Genomic DNA, 21605 nt, shown 5'->3' with positions numbered 1-21605 from the left:
CGCATTCGCTGGCGGGTTCGCCGGTTGCGTCGCGTTCCTTGCGCAGTCGGCAGCGACTCGTGCGACACCGTCGTCCCGTGGTCAGCCGGCACTTGCTGCTGCGTCGCCGGCCGTCCGGTTCGCTTCCGTTCGAATCAGTGGTAGATTCGCCTTCCATCGACTTTCTTGCCAGACCCGCTTGCGGGGACTCTTGCCATGCCCACAGTGACTGCCAACAAGCTGCAGATCGAGTACGAATCCTTCGGCAGCGATGCCGCCCCGGTGATCCTGCTGATCATGGGACTGGGTGCCCAACTCAACCGCTGGAACATCGAACTCTGTGATGCACTGGTTGACCGCGGTTTTCGCGTGCTCCGTTTCGACAACCGCGACTGCGGCCTTTCGAGCAAGCTTGACGAGGCAGGAGTTCCGGACATTGGCCGAGCGTTGCGCAGCGGCGTGCCACCGGACGCGCCCTATTCGCTCGAGGACATGGCGGCAGACTGCATCGGCCTGCTCGACGCCCTGGGAATCAAGGCAGCGCACGTGGTCGGCGCGTCGATGGGTGGTGCGATCGCGCAGATCGTCGCGGCCCGCTACCCGGAGCGCAGCCTGTCGCTGACCAGCATCATGTCGACCAGCAGCCATCCGGACCTGCCACCGCCCAGTTCAGGGGCTGCGCAGGCACTCCTCGCACCACTGCCTGCGACGCGTGACAGGGAAAGCCTGATCGAGGATGCGATCAGGCGCCAACTGGCGGTTGCCAGCCCGGAGTATCCGACTTGCCCCAATCGCCTGCGCAATCAGTTTGTCGAAGAGCACGAGCGCAGCTTTCATCCGCGCGGCGTCACCCGGCAGCTGGCGGCCTTTCTTGCCAGCGGCGACCGCCGCGCGCTTCTGGCGACGATCACGATCCCGGCGCTCGTCCTGCACGGTGCTGACGACCCGCTGATCCCGCTTGCCTGCGGTGAGGACGTGGCAGCACACATTCCTGGTGCCGAGTTGCGCGTCATCGAGGGAATGGCGCACGATTTCCCGCTCGCCCTGACCGATGTCTTCGCCGACGCCATTGCCGCGGTCGCCTGCCGCAGCCAGCGCTGAGTGGCCCCTTTGATCCCGGCCGACAACTCCTGTCTTCTCGCGACGGAGCCAATGGTTTTCGTCGATCTCGAGACGAGCGGCGCAAATTTCGCCAACGATAGAATCATCGAGGTCGGCCTGGTCGAGGTCGATTCGAATGGTGTTCGCGAGTGGAGCGTCCTGGTCAATCCGGAGATGCCGCTGTCCCCGTTCATCACCAGCCTTACCGGCATCAATGAAGCCATGTTGCGCCCGGCGCCAACCTTTCGCCAGATCGCCCAGGAACTGCTCGATCGCCTGCGCGGGAAACTCTTCGTCGCGCACAACGCCCGCTTCGATTATGGTTTCCTGAAGGGCGAGTTTGGCCGGCTCGGGGTCGACTTTCGTCTGCCCAGCCTGTGCACCGTCAAGCTGTCGCGCAAGCTGTACCCCGAGCATCACCGGCACAACCTCGATGCCCTCGTCGCGCGGCATGGTTTGACTGCCGCCGACGGGCGTCATCGGGCGCTGGCCGATGCCCGCCTGCTCTGGCGCCTCTGGCAGTGCTGGCACCTTCACCTGCCGGCGGCGACGATACGCGACGCAGTCGGAGCGATCCTCGGCCGTCCGGAACTGCCGCCGCAACTGGACCCGGCCGCGCTCGACGAACTGCCCGAGGAAGCGGGCGCCTACGCATTCTATGCCGAGGACGGCGGCCTCCTGCTCACGCGTCGCAGCGGCAACCTGCGGCGCGAGGTGCTCGGTCACTTCGCTGCCGGCAGCCGGGACAAGGCGCTTCGCCGCGAGACTTGGCGAATAGAATGGCGCGAAGCGGCCGGCGAACTGGGCGCCCGTTTGCACGAACTGCGCTTCAAGCGCTCGGCGCCACCGTCGGCGTCGGCGAAAGGGGCGACACCGGGGCGCCTGCCGGTCGATGAGCTCTGTTCCTGGCAACTGCAGCCGCACGCGCCCGGCGACTACAGACCGCGGCTGGTTTTTGCCGAGGATCTGGACTTCGCCGTCGCCGACGATCTCTTCGGGATATACAGGAACCGCCGCGAGGCGCAGCGCTCGCTGCGCGTTCTGGCCGACGCGCACCAGCTCTGTCACAAGCACCTGGGCATCGAGCAGGCGGTCGCTGCGTGCAGTGCCTACCGGCAGAAGAACTGTCGCGGCGCCTGCATCGGCAAGGAGTTGGCAATGCAGCATGGCGCGCGCCTGTTGAGCGCGCTCGCCCGCGTGAGAATAAGGAGCTGGCCCTACCGGGGCACGGTTGCGGTGATCGAACGCGACGATTTCGGCATGCGCCAGGACATCCACCTGATCGACCGCTGGCGGCTTCTCGGCACGGTGCAGAACGAAGAGAACCTGCACGAGCTGCTTGCTGCCGGACCCAGCCCGGAGGACTTCGATCCCGAGGTTTATCGGATCGTCAGCCGTTTCCTGAACGCGGGCAAGGTGGTCGTCCGCCCCCTGAACGCTTTTTCACTTTGAAGCTGCGTCTGCCGACGGCGTGCCGGCGCGGCCGCCAGCCTTGCGCAGCAGATCGGCGATGTCGGTGTTGTCGGACTTCAGCGCCCAGTCGATTGGCGTTGCCCCGCGGTCATTGGCCAAGTTTGCATCGGCCTTGTTGCGCAGCAGGAGTTCAACGACTTCGAGGTGTCCGAAGCGCGCGGCGAACAACAGCGCCGTTGAGCCGTTCGGGGTCGTCGCGTTGACTTCAGCGCCCTTGGTCAGAAGGTATTCGACGACTGCCGTACGGCCGCCGAACGCCGCGTAGACCAGTGGCGACCAGCCGTAGAGGTTGACATCGGCACCCGCCTCGACGAGACGCTTGACGAAAGGCAGCAGGCCCTTGTATGCGGCCAGGCTGAGGGCGGTCTCACCATTGCGGTTGCGCGTGTTCAGCCGTGCCCTCTTTTGCACGAGATAGTCGAGGAAGTTCAAGTTCTCGCGCTGGACGCACTGCATCAGCAGCGTGTTGCCGGCGGCATCGACCGAATTCACGTCCATGCCGCGGTTGATCAACTGGATGGCCCAAGCCGTATTGCCGGAAATCAGGGCCTCCTCCATGTCTTCGTAGGCACCGGCCGCGGCCATCGTCGGGATCCACAAGGCGAACAACAGGGCAAGGATTTTCATTGGGCAACCTTCGTGCGGGCTTCAGGAAAGAGATTGAAGAAATTGGCCGTCGTGGCGTCGGCGACCTGCTGGTAGCTGAGGCCGCGCAGGCGCGCGACCTCTTCTGCGACATGGCGGACGTAGGCAGGCTGATTGATCCTGCCACGGTAAGGTACCGGCGCCAGATAGGGTGAGTCGGTCTCGATCAGCAAACGATCCAGCGGCACGCGCCCGGCGACCTCCCTGACCGTCAGCGCCTTCTTGAACGTGACGATGCCGGAGAGCGAAATATGGAAGCCGAGGTCGAGTGCCGACTTGGCAACCGGCCAGCTTTCGGTGAAACAGTGCATGACTCCGCCAACTTCCGCGGCACCCTCCTCCACCATCAGCCGCAGCGTGTCGGCGGCCGCCTCGCGGCTGTGGATCACCAGTGGCCTGCGCGTTGCACGGGCAGCCCGGATGTGCGTACGAAAACGCTCACGCTGCCACTCCGGAGAATCCTTGTGCCAGTAATAGTCGAGTCCGGTCTCGCCGATCGCCACCACTCGCGGGTGTGCGGCGAGGTCCACCAGGTCCTCGACCGTTGGCTCGCGAACCCCCGTTTCCTCCGGATGCACGCCGACCGTTGCCAGCAGCATCGGCCAGGTTTCGGCGAGTTGCAGAACCCCGGGCAGGCCTTCCAGGGTGACTCCGATACACAGCGCGCAGCCGACGTCATTGGTCCGCATCAGGGCGATGATCTGCCCGATACCGTCGGCAAGCTGCGGAAAATCGAGATGGCAATGCGAGTCAACCAGCATCAGGCCGCCATCAGATGGTATGCGTTGGACGGCCGGATTGCATGACGCCACCGAGCAGACTCTCGATGCGCCGGCGCGCTTCGGCGCCGCTCTCGTCATTCTTGAACTGCACGCCGATTCCCTGCGCCTTGCTGTTCTGGGCACCTGCCGGAGTGATCCAAACCACCGTACCGGCTATCGGCAGCTTGGCGGGATCATCCATCAGCGACAACAGCATGAAGACATCGTCGCCGATCGAGTAGTTGCGGGTGGTCGGAATCAAGATTCCGCCGTGGCGCAGCAGTGGCATGTACGCAGCATAAAGGGCCGATTTCGAGTTTATGTTCAGCGACAGCACGCTCGGGCGCGGTGGCGCCGCCGGCGCTGGCTTGCCGATGTCTGTCTCTGCCATCTTCAATCGGAACCGATCGATCGCCCAATTGAGCGAAGGCCGTTGCTCACTCGCTGATACCTCACTCGTTCATCACCCAAAATGGGAAGTCACGCCGCCGTACCAGCGACAACCGGTAGCCGGGGCAGTGTGCACGCCCTGCCGCCGCGCACCTCCCCTGCCCTCAGGTGCTCCGGAAAACCCGCGCGTAGCCGAGGAAGAAGTCCTCCAGAAACAAACGGCTGTTCAAGGGCTGCTCACACTGGGCCTTGTATTGTAGCGCCATTCGGCTGAATGCCAAGATCCTGCGGCTGTCGGTCCCTTTCGCGAGTTCCCGCAGCAGCAACGCCTGGCGAAGGAAGTAGCGCGGTGGGAGAGCCTCCGCCGCCAGATGCAGGTCGAACAGCCACTTCTGTGCCCACTCGAGCAGTCTCTTCAGAGGTGCCGGCCGCTTCTCGGCCTTGACGACCCGCTCGAGAGCGGCTGCGGATGCAAGCGGATCAACGCCACCGCCACCGCTCACCTCGGCCAGGAGCGCTTCGAGCAAGGTCCGCTCGCCACTGCTGCTCAGGGCGAGCGCCAGAAGCGGCGCACCAGCAGCCAGGGCCAACCAGTCGTCAGGCTCGGCGACGCCCGCGTCGTGCAGCCAGGTGGTGGCGATTGCTCGCGGCGGCAGCGGCACGCTGACCGTCTGGCAGCGACTCCGAATCGTCGGCAGCAAGCGATGTGGATCACTTGAAACCAATAGGAACAATGTACCTACGATTGGCTCTTCAAGTGACTTGAGAAGAGCGTTCGCCGTTGCGCGATTCATCGCCTCGGCCGGGTTGAGGAGGACGACGCGCGCGCCGTGACGGTGGGTGCCGACGCGCAGGAAGTCGTCGAGTGCCCGTACCTGGTCGATGGTGACCTGCTGGCTCGGCTTTTTCGTTCCTGCCGGGTCGTCTCCATCGCCGGCATCACCGGCCGTGGAGGCGAGAGACTGCGGTTGCAGCAGGCGCAGGTCGGGGTGGTTCCCTTGCCTCAGCCAGCCACAGGCGATGCACTGACCGCAAGCCTCGCCCGCATCCCGGGGCATCTCGCAAAGCAGGGAAGCGGCAAAGGCGAGCGCTAGGTCGAACTTCCCGATCCCCTGCTGGCCACACAGCAGGAGCGCGTGTGGCAGCCGTGTGCGCTGCGCCAGGAGTTGCTGCCAGACCGTGTCGTGCAGCTCAATAGTCTTCATGAACAGAGCCTTGCAACGGCTTCTTGGAGCTGTCTGGAAACTGTCTCCGGGGATTGATCGGCGTCGATGACCGTGATTCGCTGCGGCGCCGACCGCGCCCGCTCGAGGTAGGCGCGTCGGACCCGCTCGTGAAAATCGAGGCGCTCCTGCTCGAAGCGATCGCGCGCGCGCGCCTGGCCAGCAATGCGCCCGGCAGCCACCGCGGCCGGCAGATCGAAGAGCAGGCTCAGGTCGGGTTGCAGCAGGGGGTGCACCCAGCTCTCGAGTTGCGCGAACTTTGCCGGGTCGAGGCCGCGGCCACCGCTCTGGTAGGCGTAGGTTGCGTCGCTGAAGCGGTCGCAGACCACCCAGTCGCCGCGCGCCAGTGCGGGCTCGATGACACGTGCGATGTGCTCGCGGCGGGCAGCGAACATCAGCAGCGCCTCGGTCTCAAGATGCATGGCTTCGTTCAGGAGCAACGTACGCAGCTTCTCACCGAGCGGTGTGCCCCCCGGTTCCCGGGTGCTGACGACAGCCAGTCCGCGTCGGCGCAGAAACTCGCCAATGCCCGCGATGTGGCTGCTCTTGCCAGCGCCGTCGATGCCCTCGCAGGTGATGAAACGGCCGCGCCACCGGGCCTGTTCGTGGTTCAAGGTCGGCCACCTCTCTGGAAACGCAGCACCGCCTGATTGTGTTCCGCCAGCGTGCGCGAGAAGTGGCTGCTGCCGTCGCCGCGAGATACGAAGTAGAGCGCGTCGCTTGCCGCCGGGTGCAGCGCCGCCTGCAGCGATGCGAGCCCGGGCATGGCAATCGGGGTGGGTGGCAGGCCGCGACGCGTATAGGTGTTGTATGGCGTGTCGGCGAGCAGGTCGCGCTTGCGCAGGTTGCCGTCGAACCCGTCACCAAGGCCGTAGATCACAGTGGGATCGGTCTGCAAGGGCATCCCGAGCCGCAGGCGGTTGATGAACACTGCGGCCACTTGCGAGCGGTCCTGATCACGCCCGGTCTCCTTCTCGATGATCGAAGCCAGGATCAGCGCCTGTTGCGCGTCGCGCAACGGCAGACCATCCGCCCTCGCCTGCCATTGCTGCTGCAGGTGTCGCTGCATCGCACGGTGGGCGCGCGCCAGCAGTTCGAGATCGCTGCTGCGCTTGGCAAAGAGATAGGTGTCGGGAAAGAAGGCTCCTTCGGCAGCGACTTCCGGAGAACCGAGCAGGCGCATGATCTCGCCATCCGGCAAAGCGCTCGTCTCGTGACGCAGATCCGGATGGGCATCGATTCGCTGGCGCATCTGGCGGAAGGTCCAGCCTTCGATGAAAGCCAGTTCGGCCTGCGTGAAGTCGCCGCGCGTCAGTTTGCGCAGCAGTTCGAGGGGCGTCGTGCCGCGGCTGATCTGATAGCTTCCGGCCTTGATGGAAGCCTCGACGCCCATCAGTCTCGCCAGAGCGATCAGAACCCACGGCTCGACCCCGACCTCGCTGGCGGCGATCTCGTGAGCCGATGCGCGCAGGCTGCTGCCGGGCGTGAGCGTGAACTCGACCTGCTCGCGCGGCAGGCTGATCGGCACCAGCGCGACGTAGGCTGCGGCAACTGCGACCACAATCAGCGTCAGGAAGGCGAGAGCGAGGAGCAGGCGAAATGTCTTGCGCATTGGGCCTGGGCAGCCGGCGGGCTGCTGGGCGGGCGGTGGATTGGCTGGCAGGTCGGGCGTCGAGTCGTCCTATAATAGCCGAAACTCGCTCCGCCGAGCGGGACCACGAATGCATGGCGCGCCGGCAGCCGCTGCCGACCGTGCTCCGCGGCGAATCGACCGCCGGCCAACCAGATGAGAAGACGATGAACGCGAACTGGCAGGAATTCCTGCGTGCCTCGGGTGCACGAATCGACCAGGATCAGGTCACTGACTTTGGCGACGCCGCGGGCGAACTGGCCGCCGCACGCGACGCGACGATCGTTGCACCGCTGAGCCATCTCGGCCTGCTCGAACTGAACGGGCCCGATGCGGCGAGCTTCCTGCACAATCAACTGACGAGCGATGTCAGGCACCTTGCCGAAGGAAGCGCGCAGCATTCGGCCTGGTGCTCGGCCAAGGGCCGGATGCTGGCGAGCTTCCTGCTCCTTCATTGCGGCCCCGACTACGTCCTGCAGTTGTCTGGCGACCTGTTGCCGTTCATTCACAAGCGCCTGTCGATGTTCGTCCTGCGCAGCAGGCTGAGCATCAACGACCGCTCGGGCGAGCACCAGGTGATCGGTGTCGCGGGTCCGCAGGCCGAAAGCGCGCTGCGCACGGCCGGTCTGCCGGTACCTGCAGCCCCGCTGACCATCGCTGCCACTGGAACCGGCTTGGTCGTTCGCCTCGACGACCGTCGCTTCGAGCTCATCGCCAGCCTTGATGCCACGCCGGATTGGTGGCGGCAGTTGCAGGGGCAGGCGCGTCCGGCCGGAACGGCAGCCTGGCAGTGGCTCGACATCCAGGCCGGCGTGCCACTGATCACCGAGCAGACGAAGGAAGAGTTTGTCCCGCAAATGGCAGGCCTCGAGCAACTCGGGGCAGTCAGTTTCCGCAAGGGCTGCTATCCCGGTCAGGAGATCGTCGCCCGTACCCAATACCTTGGCAAGGTGAAGCGCCATCTCTACCGCGCCCACTGTGCCAGCCCGATGACGGCCGGCCAGACGATCCACTCGGCCGGCAGTCCGCAGCAGCCCTGCGGCATGGTCGCCAACGCGGCGCCCGCACCGGCCGGCGGCCATGATGCCCTGGCCATCATCCAGGAGAGTTTCGCTGCGGCCGGCGGCCTGCGCCTGGGCAACCCGGGTGGCGCAGCGATCGACGTCGAGCCGGTCGTGGCGCCGGCGGCGACCCTCTGACCACGGGCGCCGATGTGCCTGATCCTGCTCGCTTGGCAGGCGCACCCGGACTACCCGCTGATCGTCGCCGCCAACCGTGACGAGTTCTTCACGCGCCCGTCCGCAGCCGCAGCGTTCTGGCCGGATGCACCACAAGTGCTCGCCGGCCGCGATCTGGAAGCGGGCGGCACCTGGCTCGGGGTCAGTCGCGAGCAGCGTTTTGCCGCCTTGACCAACTATCGGGAGGGTGCCGGGCAGCGCCCGGGCGCACGCTCGCGCGGCGCACTGGTGGCCGACTTCCTCGTCGGCCGCGAGACGCCGGAAGCCTACCTGGAGGACGTCGCGGTCCTGGCCAGCGAGTACAACGGCTTCAACCTCTTCGTCGGCGACGCCGACCACCTTGGTTACTGCAGCAACCGTGACCCAGGCGGGATGCGCTGGCTGCAGCCCGGCATCTACGGTCTGTCGAATCACCTGCTCGACACGCCCTGGCCGAAGCTGGCAAGCGCCAGAGCCGCCTTTGCCGCGGCACTGCAGACTCTGCCGCAAGCTGCACCGTTTTTCGACCTGCTTGCCGACCGGGAAGTCGTTCCGGATTCCCACTTGCCGGAGACGGGTGTTCCGCTCGAGTGGGAACGTATCCTCTCGGCCGTCTTCGTCAGCTCCGAGCACTACGGGACGCGTGCCTCGACGCTGCTGGCGCGACGGGGCGACGGCCTGATCACCCTCCACGAACGCAGCTACGGCGCTGGCGCAAAGCCCATCGGCGAGGTTTGCGCGAGTTTTCAGTCCTCGCAGATGTTGACCGGCGTATAAGGGGGCACGAGGTCGAAGAGCTCGATGATGTCCGCATTGTGCATGCGAATGCAGCCGATCGATCCGGGCCGACCCATCGGCGCCGCATCGGGACTGCCGTGGATGTAGATGTAACGACGCATCGTATCGACTTCGCCCAGCCGGTTGTGGCCCGGCTCGCAGCCCGACAACCAGAGGATTCGCGTCAGGATCCAGTCGCGCTGCGGAAAGCGTTCGGCGAGTTCAGGCGAATAGACTTCACCACTCGGCCGGCGGCCGATGAACACCGTGTTCGGTGGCTGCTGCGAACCGATCTTGGCGCGGATCAGATGCCTGCCGCGCGGCGTGCAGAAACTCCCTTTCCGCTCACCCACGCCGCGTGTCGCAGTCGACACCGAATAGCTGCGAACGGTCATCCCCGCATCGTCGAGGAGACTCAGCGTCTGCCTAGCGATCGAGATCTCGATGCGCACGTCCACCCTCCCCAGCAACTGCGCTGCGGCCACGTCGTTCGGCAAAGAAGGCCGACAGCAGTTGTCCGCACTCTGCAGCCAGCACGCCGCCGACCACTTCGGTGTGATGATTCAGCCGCTCGACGGCAAACAGGTCGACGACGCTGCCATGCACGCCGGTCTTCGGATCGCGCGCGCCGTACACCAGGCGGGCAAGACGTGCCTGCAGAACCGCACCTGCACACATCGCACAGGGTTCGAGCGTGACGAACAGTGCGCACCCGGGCAGCCGATAGTTGCGCAGGTTGCGCGCTGCGTCACGCAAGGCCGCGATCTCCGCATGCGCCGTCGGATCATGGTCGCCGATCGGCGAATTGAAGCCGCGCCCAACGATGCTACCCGCCTGCACGACGATCGCGCCGACCGGCACCTCGCCCAGACACTCGGCAGCCAGAGCGAGCGAGATCGCCTCGCGCATGAAAAATTCATCGTTCATCGGCCGCGATTGTACTGCAAGGAGGCCGCCGGCCGGGCCCCGGAACCTGCTGCGTCGTGACCGCCGGACAGCGGCCGGGGCTGCGGAAGAAGCCGCGCGCGAATGGGCACCCGCCCGACGATGATTGCCGCGAACGCACCGGCGAATGTTCTCTTGGCGGTTGAGCGCCTGACGCCAGGCCAATACGGTAACATTCGCACCCCACACGTTTGACTCCCAGGCCCATTGGCGACCAGCAATGCGAATCCTCTTCGTCCACCAGAATTTTCCAGGCCAGTACCGCCACCTGGCGCCTGCCCTCGCCGATTCACCGGCGAACGAGGTCCTCGCCATCGGCGAGGAAGCCAACATCCGGCGCATGCAGGGCTTTCATCCGCGTGTGCGCCTGCTTGGCTACCCGCAGCCGCAGGGTGCCTCGCCGCAAACACACCACTACCTTCGCAGCAGCGAGGCGGCCGTCCGTCGCGGCCAATCGGTCGCGCGGCTGGCACTCGAACTGCGCCGCCAGGGCTTTCTCCCGGACGTGATCTGTGCCCATCCCGCCTGGGGCGAAGCCCTTTTCCTCAAGGACGTCTTCCCCGTCGCACGCCTGTTGCTCTATCTCGAATTCTTCTATCGCGGCAGCGGCTCGGACGTCGGCTTTGACCCCGAGTTCCCCAGTTCCTTCGACGACCGCTGCCGCGTACGCGCCCGGAACACGACACAACTGATCAGCCTCGAAGCGTGCGAGGCGGGCGTCAGCCCGACGCACTGGCAGCGCGAGCAGTACCCGGACGCTTATCGGCAGAGCATCCAGGTGATTCACGACGGCATCCGCAGCGACCTCGCCTGCCCGGGAGAAGTGGCAGGATTCGTCCTTCCCGAGGGCCGCGGCACCTTGCGCTCGGGCGACGAGGTGTTGACCTACGTCGCCCGCAACCTCGAGCCTTATCGTGGCTTTCACACCTTCATGCGGGCGCTGCCGACAGTCCTCGCTGCCAGACCCGGACTGCAGGTGCTGATCGTCGGCGGTGACGAGGTCAGCTACGGGCGCCCGTTGCCCGACGGCGGCACCTACCGCGAGCATTACCTGCGCGAGGTTGGTGGCGGCATCGATGGCGGCCGTGTCCATTTTCTCGGCAGGGTCCCGTACCCACGCTTCATCGATGTCCTGCGCCTGTCGACTGCGCACGTGTACCTCACCTACCCTTTCGTTCTCTCCTGGTCCCTGCTCGAGGCAATGTCCTGCGGCTGTGCGCTGATCGCCTCCGACACCGCGCCGGTGCGCGAAGTGCTGCAGGACGGGCACAACGGACTGCTGGTCGATTTCTTCTCACCCGCCGCACTCGCGGCGACGATCATCGGCGTACTGAGCGACCCGGGGTCGGCGCAGCCCCTGCGCGCGCAGGCACGGCGTGACATCCTCGACCGATTCGATCTCGCCACCCGCAGCCTGCCGCGGCTGGTGACACTGGTCAGCGACCTCGCGGCACAGGGTCCGGACGGCCTCTGACTTCCGAAATGACCGTCGTGGCGTGCCGCTGCCGGCACGCGCTGGCCTCTTCCTTGCCGGCCGGGCGGCGCCCGTGCAAGCGACCCCTGCGGCGTAACTCTTCTGTTCCGCGGTCGGTGGCTGCAAAATACGCTTCCGACTCTTGGCGACGGAGAAAGCAATGGAAACGGTCGGATTCCTGCAGGATCAGCCGCTGTTCGGCGGCGTCAGCGACGCTGCGATGCAGGCGATCATGCGATTGATGCGACCGCAGGAGTTCGCGGCCGGCGCGGTGATCGTGCGCGAGGATGAGGACGGCGACTCGCTCTTTGTCATTTGCAACGGCACGGTCGAAGTGCTCAAGGCGTGCCCGACGACGGCCGATCCCCTCGGCCAGCGAATCGCAATCCTGCACGTCGGGGACGTCTTCGGAGAAATGGAGCTGATCGACATGCAGCGCCGCTCGGCCAGCATCCGCGCGCTCGAACCGGTGCGCGTACTGGCACTCGACAACGGCAGCCTCTTCCACCTGTACGAGTCGGACCTGGCGACCTTCACGCTGATCGTCATGAATCTCGCCCGGGAGTTGAGCCGTCGCCTGCGCTGTATCGATGATGTGGCAGTGCGCTCACCGGGTGTCCCCGCACGCGACACTGCCGCTTGAAGCATGGAAGCGGGGCGCCCATCGCAGCCTGCACGAGGCGAAGTCGCTCGTCGCGCTGTGGTCGCTGCCCGACTGCCGCCGCGTGGACGGCGCCCGGTGTGCGCCAGGTCCGGCTTCAGCCATCACGCTGCAGTGGGAGCTACGCGTCGCGGACCATGTCCTGCAGCAGACACGCCTGCCACGCCCGCATGGCAAGCGCCAGCCGCCCGGACAGCGTCACGTACTCGCCATAGAGCAGGGTGTAGGCCCCCGCAGCCCCACCGGCGGCAGCCCGTTCGACGACATCGGCAGCGAGTTGATGAAATTCCGCATGCAGACGGCGGACTTCCTCGTAACTGTTGGTTGCACGGTCCTCGTCCGACAGGCGCGGGCCATACAACCACTGCCCGAATTCACAGCGGTCATCGGCCCGGATCGCTTCCACGTCCACGCCGGCGCGCGCGTCGAGAATGGCCTGCCGGAGCTCCGACATCCAGCGCGCGTGGGCGCCAATTGCTTCCTCGATGTCCCGCACCCTGTCCATACGACCACCCCCAAGCATCCGCACTGCCGTCGAGCAGCAAATTCTACCTGAACGGCTTTCGTCGTGCCGGCTGCCGACCCACTGCCAATGCCGGGACACGGCATGCAACCCGGCCCGTTTGCCGGCCCGCAACGTACGCGAACCCGCCTTGTTCGGCCATCACCTACGGAATGAACGGCCACTCGATCCGGTCGCTCCGCTCGACGCCAGCGGTCAGCGAGCGGCACAGGCCAACAAACTCGCGCATGCCCGCAGTCTGGAACTTGCGCCGTTGCCAGAGGAAGTGGAAGTGGCGTCGCAGATCGAGTTCCGGGGTGGCGATCGGCACCAGGCTGCCACGGCGGAACGCCTCGAGCAATGCCAGGCGCGAAATGCAGCCGATGCCAAGGCCGAACTCGACCGCGCGCTTGATGGCTTCGGTGTGCTCGAGCTCGAGCCGGATCTGCAGCTTTGAGCAATCGTCGCGCAGCGCACGGTCCAGCGTTTCGCGGGTACCCGACCCGCTTTCGCGCAGGATCCACGGCTGTTGCATCAACTCGGCGATCGTCGCGCTGCCCTGGGCCGCAAGAGGGTGTGCGGGCGAACAGAAGACCACCAGCTCGTCGGCCACCCATGGCTCGACGACCAGGTCGGGATGGCGGCAACTCCCCTCGATCAGTCCGACGTCGAGTTCGTGTTGTGCCAATTGATCGATGATCGTCGCCGTGTTGTGCACCTTCAGTTGCACGCTGCTTTCTGGGTGTCTGCGGAGAAACTCGGTGACGATCAGCGTCGCGAGGTAGTTGCCGATGGTCAGCGTCGCGCCAATCCGCAGCCTGCCGTACCCAGCCCTGCCCTCGAGAACGCTGTCGATCGCCGCCGCCCGCTCGAGCAACTCGACTGACAGGGGCAGCAGCGCCTGCCCGCGTTCGTTGAGCCGCAGGCTCCTGCCGAACCTGTCGAAAAGTTGCGTGTCATAGAGACGTTCGAGCTCGGCGAGCGCCGTACTGGTGGCTGACTGTGACAGGGACACGTCGCTGGCCGCACGCGAAACATTCTCATGCCGGGCCACGGCGACGAAGACCGCAATCTGCCGCAAGGTGAAACGCATATCTATTCAATCGATAACACTTATACAAACAATCTGTTTTACAAATATACCATGACGGAGCACGATGGCTTCGTCACGAACACACGATGGGCAACATGATGAGCACCTACTCCGCACAGCGCGTCCTCTCCGTTCACCACTGGACCGATCGCCTGTTCAGCTTCCGCACCACGCGCGATCCGGCCCTGCGCTTCCTCAACGGTCAGTTCGTCATGCTCGGGCTGCCGCAGGAGGGGCGCCCGCTGACTCGTGCCTACAGCATCGCCAGTGCGAACCACGACGAGTTCCTCGAGTTTTTCAGCATCAAGGTGCCGGACGGGCCGCTGACTTCCAGGCTGCAGCATCTGGCCGTCGGCGACGAGGTCGTCGTCAGCCGCAAGCCGACCGGTACGCTGGTGCTGCGCGACCTGCGTCCGGGCCAGCACCTCTACCTGCTGGCGACTGGCACAGGGCTGGCACCCTTCATCAGCCTGATCCAGGATCCGGAGACCTACGAGCGCTTCGAAAAGGTCGTGCTGATCCATGGCGTGCGCTGGATCGACGACCTCGCCTACAACCAGTTCATCAGCGAGGATCTGCCGCAGCACGAGTTGTTCGGCGAGATGCTGCGCGACAAGCTGATCTATTACCCTGCCGTCACCCGCGAAGCCTTCCACCATCAGGGCCGGATCACGCAGCTGATCGACAGCGGCCGCCTCTTCGCCGACATCGGCCTGCCGCCGCTCGATCCGGCGCGCGACCGCGCGATGGTCTGCGGCAGCCCGGCGATGATCAGGGATTGCTGCGCGCTGCTCGACGCGCGTGGCTTCCGTGTTTCGCCACATATCGGCGCGCAGGGCGACTATGTGATCGAGCGCGCTTTCGTCGACAAGTAGCGCTGCCCGGCTCATTGCCGCAAGCACGGTGCCGGCGGCCGCTCAGGCGCCGCCGGCAGCCGACTGCGCGGCCTCGAGGACACGCAGCAGCGAGGCCGTGTCGCATCGCCCCCAGCCCATCGCCATGAGCGCGTTGAGTTGCTGGCAGACCTGCGTCGAGACCGGCAGCGGCAGGCCCAGACGATGCGCTTCGGCGATCAGCACCGCGTAGTCCTTGTGATGCAGGCGCGCCTCGACGCCGGCAGCGAAATCGCGCGCGACCATCCGGCCGCCCATCAACTGCAGCACGCGACTGCCGGCCGAACCACCGGCCAGAGCCGCGCTCACCCTTGCCGGATCGACACCGGCGGCGCGGCTCAGATGCAGCGCCTCGGCAACCGCCTGGATCGTCGCCACCATCAGCAGCTGGTTGCAGGCCTTGGCAACCTGCCCGGCACCATGATCGCCGACGTGCACGATCGTGCTGCCAAGGAGCCCGAGCAGTGGCCGCACGCGATCCAGGACCGCCGCTTTGCCTCCGACCATTATCGACAGGCTGGCTGCGGTCGCACCCTGCCCGCCACCGGAAACCGGCGCGTCGAGCATCTCCACGCCCAGCGCCGCCAGCCGGCCGGCGATCGAGCGGGCCGTCTGCGGTGCGATGGTGCTCATGTCGACCAGGATCGAGCCGGCAGCGAATCCTTCGCTCAGCCCCCCGGCAGCGAAGGCTATCTGCTCGACATCGGCGTCGGCAGTGACGATTGTGAACACCACATCGGCCGCGGATGCCACTGCCGCCGGGCTGGCGCAGGCCACCGCGCCGGCCGCCAGCAGCGGCTGCGCGGCCTCCTGCCGGCGCGCCCACACGGCGAGCCGGTGACCACCGCGCAGCAGGTGCAGCGCCATCGGTCGCCCCATCACGCCGCAGCCGATGAAGCCGAGCCGCATCAGCCCTCGCCCCCCGACAGGCGTTCCAGCAGTTTGAGAATGGCGATCGAATCCTCCTCGCCAAGCCCCGAGCCGACCATGGCATTGAACATCTGCGCCGTCGCTGCCGATACCGGCAGACACAGGCCCAGTTCGTGCGCACTCTGCATGACGATGTTCATGTCCTTCTGGTGCATCCACGACTTGAAGCCGGGTTTGAAGTTGCGGTCGAGCATCCGCTGTCCGTGGTTCTCGAGGATCTTCGAGTAGGCGAAGCCACCGAGCAGTGCCTCGCGCACACGCGCCGGATCGACACCACTCCGGGCAGCGAAGTTCAGTGCCTCGGCAACGGTCAGGACGCCAACCCCGGTGACGATCTGGTTGGCCGCCTTGGCCACTTGACCGGCACCCGAATCGCCGACATGGACGATGTTGCTTCCCATGCACGCGAAGGCCGGCTGCGCCGTGCCGAACGCGGCGCGGCTGCCGCCGACCATGATCGACAGCGTGCCGGCAACCGCACCGACCTCGCCGCCGGAAACCGGCGCGTCGAGAAAGTCGATTCCGCTTGTCAGCAAGCGGCTGGCGATCGCGCGGGCTGCAGCCGGCCGGATCGTGCTCATGTCGACGGCTACCAGTCCCGTCCGACCGCTGCCTGCGACGCCGTTTTCGCCCAGCATCACCTGCTCGACATCAGGCGCATCGGCCACCATCGAGATCACCAGCTCGGCCTGCGCCGCCAGTGCCGCCGGATTGGCTGCGCCGCTGGCACCGGCATCGAGCAGGGGCTGCATCGATTCCGCCCGGCGCGCCCAGACTGTCAGCTGATGCCCGCCGCGCAGCAGGTTGAGCGCCATCGGACGCCCCATGATGCCGAGGCCGATGAATCCAATTCTCATTGACTTCCCTTCCATGTGTTGGCGGTCTCTGCAGCGACCGGCAGAGCGTCCTCTTCCGCGGGTGGGGCGGGCGCCGGCCGTAGGGGGCAAACGTTGCTGGGGACCGCCGCTTGCCCGTTCCACGCACCACGCCGCCTGACCGCGAACCACCGCGGCGCCGAGTCTAGCAAGAATCCGGCAGCCCTGCTGCCGCCGCTCTCAACATGTCCTCGTCAGCCGACGATGGTGACGACGACCCGCCGTCGATGGGCGATCGTCCGGTGCTCCCAGAAGTAGATTCCCTGCCAGGTTCCCAGGCGCAGTGTGCCGTTGCTCACCGGCACCGTCACCGATACGCCGGCGACGATGCTGCGCCCGTGTGCGGCCATGTCGTCGTCACCCTCGCAATCGTGCTGATACGCCGGATCGGCGTCGGGTGCCCAGCGCGCAGCCAGGGTTTCGAGGTCACGGCGCACCGAGGGATCGGCGTTCTCCGTCAGCACCAGCGAGCAACTCGTGTGCAGCACGAAAACGTGCGCGACGCCGGTCGCCACTGCTGCAGCGCGGGCGATACGCCCCACATCCGCGGTGATCTCGATCGTGCCGCGACCGCGGCTGTGGATGTCGAAGCTGTCCTGATAAGCCATTGACTCTCTCCTGCAGCCGCCTAGAACGAAGACCCGGGTGTCCGGAGGAAATCGATCTCGGCCGCCGTGGACTGTCGACCGAGGATCGCGTTGCGATGCGGATAGCGGCCGAAGCGCTCGATGATGGCCTGATGCCGCAGTTCGAAGTCGAGGTTTGCCTGCATTCCGGGCGCGGCGAACAAGCTGACCGCAAGCGAATGGATCAGCGCTGACTCGCTGTGCATGTAGGGCATGTAGAGAAAGGCGCGCCGAACGGGCTCGAGCTGCTGGTCAATGCCTGCTGCGACCGCCTCCTGGGCCAGGACCAGCGCCATCGCATCGGCGGCAAAGGCCTGCGGGCGATCGCGAAAGATGTTGCGCGAGAACTGGTCGAGGACGATGATCTCCGCCAGCCGTCCGCCGGGTCCGTTGCGCCACCCGTAGAGTTCGCCGCGCACCGCCGCCGCGTGCAGTTGAGCGAAACGCGCTGCGATGTGGCGATCGAAATCGGCCGACTTGGCCCACCATTGCGCCGGCTGCGTCTCTTCAAACCAGAAGTGCAGAATCTCGGCCGCGGTCATCGATGCCTCCACTACCGCTCATCGCTGACCGGCGCGCGCAGCAGCTTCACGAGACCGCGTTGCCGCTTGCTGTCGAGTCGCCGCTTCTGCGAACTCCGAGTGGGCCGCGTGGGCCGCCGCGGCGGCGCAACGGACGCTGCGCGGGCTATCAGCTCGCGCAGACGGCACAGCGCATCCTGCCGATTGCGCTCCAGGCTGCGGTGCTCCTGCGCCTTGATGATCACCACGCCGTCGCCGCTGATCCGCTGGTCGCACCAGAGTCGCAAGCGCTGCTTCAGGTCGTCGGGCAGCGACGAGGCAGCGATGTCGAAACGCAAATGGACCGCATTCGACACCTTGTTCACGTTCTGGCCGCCGGCGCCCTGCGCCCGCACGGCGATGATCTCGACCTCCTCCTCGCGCAGTTCGACGCGTGCCGGCAGCTCGCGCATCGCCCTGTTACTCCTTCACCACCGGCGCGACTGCAGTCTGGAGTGCCCGCCAGCCGTCGTTCCCAAGCTGCCGCAGCGTCCGCAGGTTGCGTTCATAGATCGTCGCCGCGTCGGGGAAAGCCGCCACCGCGCGGTCGAGGCTGGCCTCGCGCAGCAGGTGCAGCGTCGGAAACGGCGAGCGATTGGTGCAGTTGGTGATGTCGTCGGCCGCGCTGTCGGCGAACACGTAGTTGGGGTGGAAGCTGGCTACCTGCAGCACCCCTTGCAGGCGATGCGTTTGCAGGACGACTTCGGCGAGATCGAGAAAGCGCAGGAAGTCGGCGAAATCGGTCAAGGCCCAGGGGTGGATCAGCAACGTCGTATCGACCTGCTCGGCCGGAGTCGAGCGCAACGTCAGCAGTTCGCGCTGCAGATCGTCGAGCAGCGACTCATCGTCGTGCGCCGGACTCACCACGTAGCGGACCTGCCCCTTGGCATGAACCCCCTTGGCAAAAGGGCAGAGGTTGAGCCCGATCACCGCGCGCTCGAGCCAGTGCCGGGTCCTGGCGATGACCTGGTCGTGGCTGGGGCTGGTTTGACCTTGCATGTCTGACGATCCAACGAGGGCGGTTGCAACGCGGATGAGATGATGACCGCCAGTGTAACGAGTGGTGACGAAGGAGGCAAAGCCCCTGTCCGCCCGGGATCTGCCGAAGCCAGCCTGCCAGTGGCGTATAGAATGCGTCTTTTGCCGGCGGGGTGAACATGGAACGGATTGGCGCAGCGGTGATCGGCGCTGGGGTCATCGGCCTCGCCTGCGCCCGGGAGCTGGCGCGGCGAGGAATCGAAACGCTGATTCTCGAACGGAACGAAAACTTCGGATGCGAGATCAGCTCGCGCAACAGCGAGGTGATTCACGCCGGGCTCTACTATCCCGCTGGCTCGCTGAAGGCGACGCTCTGCGTCGCGGGGCGCCACCAGCTTCATGACTTCTGCCGTTCGCACGCCATCCGTCACCGCCGCTGCGGCAAGCTGATCGTCGCCACTGCGAGCGCCGACGAGGAACGGCTGGCAGCGCTGCAGGCGCAGGGCGAGGCGAACGGCGTCGACGACCTGTGCTGGCTCAGCGCCGCGCAGGCCCGCGCTCTCGAGCCCGAACTGGCCTGTACCGCCGCCCTGCTGTCGCCGTCCACCGGCATCATCGACAGTCATGGCCTGATGCTCGCCCTCCTCGGCGATGCCGAGCGCGCCGGTGCCGTTATGGCCCGCCGCAGCCCGCTGCGTGGCGGCGTCATCGCGCCGGGAGGTATCGTCCTCGAATGCGGCGGTGACAACAGCCTGCTCCTGAACTGCGACCTGGTGATCAACGCTGCCGGCCCCTGGGCTGCCGATGTCGCCGCGTCGCTCACCGGCTTTCCGCCGGCGGCGTTGCCGGCGATGCACTACGCCAAAGGCAACTACTGCGCCCTCACGGGCCGCGTTCCGTTCTTGCGGCTGGTCTACCCGCTGCCGGAGGTTGGCGGCCTCGGCATCCATCTGACCCTCGACCTGGCTGGACAGGCACGCTTCGGCCCCGACGTCGAGTGGCTGCCAGACCCGCTGCCCGGAGTGCGGCTCGGCGCCTTCGACTACCGCGTCAGCAACGGGCTGGCGAACGCCTTTGCGAAGGAGATTCGCCGCTACTGGCCTGGGCTGACGGCCGCAAGCCTGCAGCCCGCCTACGCCGGCGTGCGGCCGAAGCTCGCTGGCCCGGCCGAGCCCGCCGCCGATTTCCTCATCCAGGGTCCGGCACAGCACGGCATCCCCGGACTGGTCAACCTGTTCGGTATCGAGTCCCCGGGCCTGACCGCCTGCCTGGCGATTGCCGACCGCGTCGCCAGCGAACTGCAGGTGGATTGAGGCGTGCGGGCAGTCCTCGACACCAACATCGTCCTCGACCTCCTGCACTTCCGGGATCCGCTCCTGCGCCGCCTGCAGCAAGCGATCGACGGCAGCCGGCTGCAGTGCTTCACCGATCGCGACTGCCTGGCGGAACTGCAGCGGGTAACCGCCTATCCTCATTTTCGCCTGACGGCAGCGGCGCAGTCGGCGCTGCTCGACTGCTATCGGCGTTTCGTCGTCGCCTGCGAGATGGAAGGCGGAGTCGACGGCAGCGCGGATGACCCGCCGCTGCCACAATGCCGTGATGCCGATGACCAGAAGTTCCTGCTGCTTGCCCGGCGCTGTCGCGCGGATCTGCTGTTGACGCGCGACCGCCGCCTGTTGCAGCTCGGCCGTCGCTGCGCACGGCACCTGCCGTGCCCGATCCTGACCGGCAGTGCCGCCGCCATTCTGCTTGCCAGCGGGCCACCGCAAGCGGACAACGGCGGTGGCGACGAATACGGGCAGCTCCTTGCGCGCCGACGCTAGGCGCTGGCAGACAGCGCGTGCAACTGCGGTTGCCCATGGGCCAACGGCAGGCGATCCATCAGGTAGCACAGGCAATCCTGGCGAACCACCTTTTCGTCGAGGGTCAACATCGCCGGGGTCGCCGCCCGCAGCAGGGTGATGCGACCGTCGTCACAGGCGAAGAAGTCGTTGGCGACATCGCTGCCGCTTTCGTCGACGACGCCGATCGGCATCGCCAGGCTGGTCTGACCGAAGACGGTCCCGGGTTCGAGCGAGCGGAAGTTCATGTGGTCCAGGTGCGGATCGAAGTCGATGTCTGCCAACGAATTACCGAAGCCGAACGAGACCGAGGTCGGCACGCGGACGGTGGCCAGTGTGTGATAGAGGTCGATGTCGTGCTCGTGCACGCCGTGCGACGGAAACTGCGACAGATGCAGGCAGGCCTCGACGAAGCGTGCCGCGTGTTCGGCATTGGCCTCACTGCCCGGCTTGCCGCATTCCACCGTCAGCGCCGGACAGAGTGACGAAAACGAGGTGGTCTGCGTGCCGGCCAGCCCGCGAAACCAGACTACGGTGCGCGAGAACAGCAGGGCGAGATGCAGGACCGCCTGGTCCAACCGATTGACAACACAATAGTGCGGGTTCAGCCCGGTGTTGTTGTGGATGTCGATGCTGGCGAAGACGCCTCGTTCCTGCATCACGCGATGCACCTCGCCCATGGCTGCGGCTTCCGGCGAATGGCCGTGTCCCTGCCCTCCGGGCCAGACGCGGTTGTAGTCGGGTTGCCCGTCGAGCCGCCGCAATCCGTCGCGCGCCGCAGTGACATTGCCGACGAGGATCGACAGCGCACGCGGCAGCGTTCGCTTGCCATTGCGGCGCAGCAGCCGCTGCAGGGCGACGACGCCACTGTCTTCGTTGCCGTGCAGCAGGACGGAGACGAACACTGCCGGCTGCCGGCGTCCCGAGAGGTGGATCAGTGTCGGGCCGGAAAAGATCTGATGCAGTTCGCGGGCTGGGGTATCGAGGAAGCGTTCGGGCAGGGTTTCGAGAACGGTCAGCATCAGCTTTGC

At 66.2% G+C, this 21605-nt stretch carries 26 protein-coding genes; 9 read left to right on the top strand and 17 right to left on the bottom strand.

Translation table 11 applies throughout. The annotated features are described in order from the left end of the window. The first annotated feature begins 195 nt into the window (after positions 1 to 195). Entirely contained in the window at positions 196 to 1080 is an 885-nt protein-coding gene (locus HT579_12915) for an alpha/beta hydrolase (GenBank protein ID QKS29732.1), read from the top strand. Between the two features lie 51 nt (positions 1081 to 1131). Beyond that, a complete protein-coding gene (locus HT579_12910) occupies positions 1132 to 2532 on the top strand; it encodes an ethanolamine utilization protein (GenBank protein ID QKS29731.1) in 1401 nt (466 codons plus the stop codon). Here HT579_12910 and HT579_12905 read toward each other — a convergent pair. From HT579_12905 to mltG, 6 genes are all read right to left on the bottom strand, one after another. Next, complete coding sequence (locus HT579_12905; protein QKS29730.1) at positions 2524 to 3180, bottom strand: ankyrin repeat domain-containing protein; 657 nt, start codon at positions 3178 to 3180, stop codon at positions 2524 to 2526. The genes HT579_12910 and HT579_12905 overlap by 9 nt on opposite strands. Next, positions 3177 to 3959, bottom strand: a complete 783-nt coding sequence (locus HT579_12900; protein ID QKS29729.1) for a TatD family hydrolase — start codon at positions 3957 to 3959, stop codon at positions 3177 to 3179. Before HT579_12900 ends, HT579_12905 begins: the two co-directional genes overlap by 4 nt. A gap of 10 nt (positions 3960 to 3969) precedes the next feature. Continuing rightward, positions 3970 to 4350 carry a PilZ domain-containing protein gene (locus HT579_12895; protein ID QKS29728.1) on the bottom strand — a complete coding sequence of 127 codons (381 nt, stop codon included), beginning with the start codon at positions 4348 to 4350 and terminating at the stop codon, positions 3970 to 3972. Between the two features lie 163 nt (positions 4351 to 4513). Then, on the bottom strand, positions 4514 to 5554 hold the full coding sequence (gene holB, locus HT579_12890; protein ID QKS29727.1) for a DNA polymerase III subunit delta': 1041 nt from the start codon (positions 5552 to 5554) through the stop codon (positions 4514 to 4516). Further along, on the bottom strand, positions 5551 to 6186 hold the full coding sequence (locus tag HT579_12885; GenBank protein ID QKS29726.1) for a dTMP kinase: 636 nt from the start codon (positions 6184 to 6186) through the stop codon (positions 5551 to 5553). Before HT579_12885 ends, holB begins: the two co-directional genes overlap by 4 nt. After that, positions 6183 to 7184, bottom strand: a complete 1002-nt coding sequence (mltG, locus tag HT579_12880; protein QKS29725.1) for an endolytic transglycosylase MltG — start codon at positions 7182 to 7184, stop codon at positions 6183 to 6185. The genes HT579_12885 and mltG overlap by 4 nt, the downstream gene beginning before the upstream one ends. Positions 7185 to 7369: 185 nt before the next feature. Between mltG and HT579_12875 the strand changes: the two genes are divergently transcribed. Further along, a complete protein-coding gene (locus HT579_12875; protein QKS31636.1) occupies positions 7370 to 8401 on the top strand; it encodes a folate-binding protein YgfZ in 1032 nt (343 codons plus the stop codon). Positions 8402 to 8413: 12 nt separating this feature from the next. Then, entirely contained in the window at positions 8414 to 9196 is a 783-nt protein-coding gene (locus HT579_12870; GenBank protein ID QKS29724.1) for an NRDE family protein, read from the top strand. Here HT579_12870 and HT579_12865 read toward each other — a convergent pair. Next, a complete protein-coding gene (locus HT579_12865; GenBank protein QKS29723.1) occupies positions 9166 to 9648 on the bottom strand; it encodes a L,D-transpeptidase in 483 nt (160 codons plus the stop codon). The genes HT579_12870 and HT579_12865 overlap by 31 nt on opposite strands. Continuing rightward, the gene (tadA, locus tag HT579_12860) at positions 9623 to 10123 is read right to left on the bottom strand and encodes a tRNA adenosine(34) deaminase TadA (protein QKS29722.1); all 501 of its coding nucleotides are present in this window, start codon (positions 10121 to 10123) and stop codon (positions 9623 to 9625) included. The genes HT579_12865 and tadA overlap by 26 nt, the downstream gene beginning before the upstream one ends. 238 nt (positions 10124 to 10361) lie before the next feature. On the opposite strand from tadA, the gene HT579_12855 reads away from it, so the two are divergent. Then, complete coding sequence (locus HT579_12855) at positions 10362 to 11615, top strand: glycosyltransferase (protein QKS29721.1); 1254 nt, start codon at positions 10362 to 10364, stop codon at positions 11613 to 11615. Between the two features lie 160 nt (positions 11616 to 11775). Further along, positions 11776 to 12258, top strand: a complete 483-nt coding sequence (locus HT579_12850) for a cyclic nucleotide-binding domain-containing protein (GenBank protein ID QKS29720.1) — start codon at positions 11776 to 11778, stop codon at positions 12256 to 12258. A gap of 139 nt (positions 12259 to 12397) precedes the next feature. On the opposite strand, the gene HT579_12845 is transcribed toward HT579_12850, so the two are convergent. Continuing rightward, the gene (locus HT579_12845) at positions 12398 to 12781 is read right to left on the bottom strand and encodes a CZB domain-containing protein (protein ID QKS29719.1); all 384 of its coding nucleotides are present in this window, start codon (positions 12779 to 12781) and stop codon (positions 12398 to 12400) included. 163 nt (positions 12782 to 12944) lie between these two features. After that, on the bottom strand, positions 12945 to 13871 hold the full coding sequence (locus HT579_12840; GenBank protein ID QKS29718.1) for a LysR family transcriptional regulator: 927 nt from the start codon (positions 13869 to 13871) through the stop codon (positions 12945 to 12947). A gap of 98 nt (positions 13872 to 13969) precedes the next feature. Here HT579_12840 and HT579_12835 point away from each other — a divergent pair, with 98 nt between their 5' ends. Continuing rightward, complete coding sequence (locus tag HT579_12835; GenBank protein ID QKS31635.1) at positions 13970 to 14746, top strand: ferredoxin--NADP reductase; 777 nt, start codon at positions 13970 to 13972, stop codon at positions 14744 to 14746. A 42-nt stretch (positions 14747 to 14788) separates the two neighbouring features. On the opposite strand, the gene HT579_12830 is transcribed toward HT579_12835, so the two are convergent. From HT579_12830 to HT579_12805, 6 genes are all read right to left on the bottom strand, one after another. Next, positions 14789 to 15673: an NAD(P)-dependent oxidoreductase gene (locus HT579_12830; protein QKS29717.1), complete on the bottom strand. Its 885-nt coding sequence runs from the start codon at positions 15671 to 15673 to the stop codon at positions 14789 to 14791. Further along, positions 15673 to 16551 carry an NAD(P)-dependent oxidoreductase gene (locus HT579_12825; GenBank protein ID QKS29716.1) on the bottom strand — a complete coding sequence of 293 codons (879 nt, stop codon included), beginning with the start codon at positions 16549 to 16551 and terminating at the stop codon, positions 15673 to 15675. The genes HT579_12830 and HT579_12825 overlap by 1 nt, the downstream gene beginning before the upstream one ends. Before the next feature lie 212 nt (positions 16552 to 16763). After that, positions 16764 to 17177: a YjbQ family protein gene (locus HT579_12820; GenBank protein ID QKS29715.1), complete on the bottom strand. Its 414-nt coding sequence runs from the start codon at positions 17175 to 17177 to the stop codon at positions 16764 to 16766. Between the two features lie 20 nt (positions 17178 to 17197). Then, a complete protein-coding gene (locus HT579_12815; protein ID QKS29714.1) occupies positions 17198 to 17737 on the bottom strand; it encodes a DUF924 domain-containing protein in 540 nt (179 codons plus the stop codon). Between the two features lie 11 nt (positions 17738 to 17748). Further along, positions 17749 to 18168, bottom strand: coding sequence for an aminoacyl-tRNA hydrolase (gene arfB, locus HT579_12810; protein ID QKS29713.1), 420 nt, complete (start codon positions 18166 to 18168; stop codon positions 17749 to 17751). A 7-nt stretch (positions 18169 to 18175) separates the two neighbouring features. After that, positions 18176 to 18754, bottom strand: a complete 579-nt coding sequence (locus HT579_12805) for a DUF1415 domain-containing protein (GenBank protein QKS29712.1) — start codon at positions 18752 to 18754, stop codon at positions 18176 to 18178. A 158-nt stretch (positions 18755 to 18912) separates the two neighbouring features. Here HT579_12805 and HT579_12800 point away from each other — a divergent pair, with 158 nt between their 5' ends. Next, complete coding sequence (locus HT579_12800; GenBank protein QKS29711.1) at positions 18913 to 20046, top strand: NAD(P)/FAD-dependent oxidoreductase; 1134 nt, start codon at positions 18913 to 18915, stop codon at positions 20044 to 20046. Between the two features lie 3 nt (positions 20047 to 20049). Continuing rightward, a complete protein-coding gene (locus HT579_12795) occupies positions 20050 to 20556 on the top strand; it encodes a putative toxin-antitoxin system toxin component, PIN family (GenBank protein ID QKS29710.1) in 507 nt (168 codons plus the stop codon). Here the strand turns inward: HT579_12795 and HT579_12790 are convergent. Then, the gene (locus HT579_12790; protein ID QKS29709.1) at positions 20553 to 21596 is read right to left on the bottom strand and encodes a succinylglutamate desuccinylase/aspartoacylase family protein; all 1044 of its coding nucleotides are present in this window, start codon (positions 21594 to 21596) and stop codon (positions 20553 to 20555) included. The two genes, HT579_12795 and HT579_12790, sit on opposite strands and share 4 nt — an antisense overlap. Between the last annotated feature and the right edge of the window lie 9 nt (positions 21597 to 21605).

It is taken from the genome of Candidatus Accumulibacter similis, from assembly GCA_013347225.1.
Taxonomy (GTDB): Bacteria; Pseudomonadota; Gammaproteobacteria; order Burkholderiales; family Rhodocyclaceae; genus Accumulibacter; species Accumulibacter similis.
This window is presented reverse-complemented; position numbering and strand designations above follow the sequence as displayed.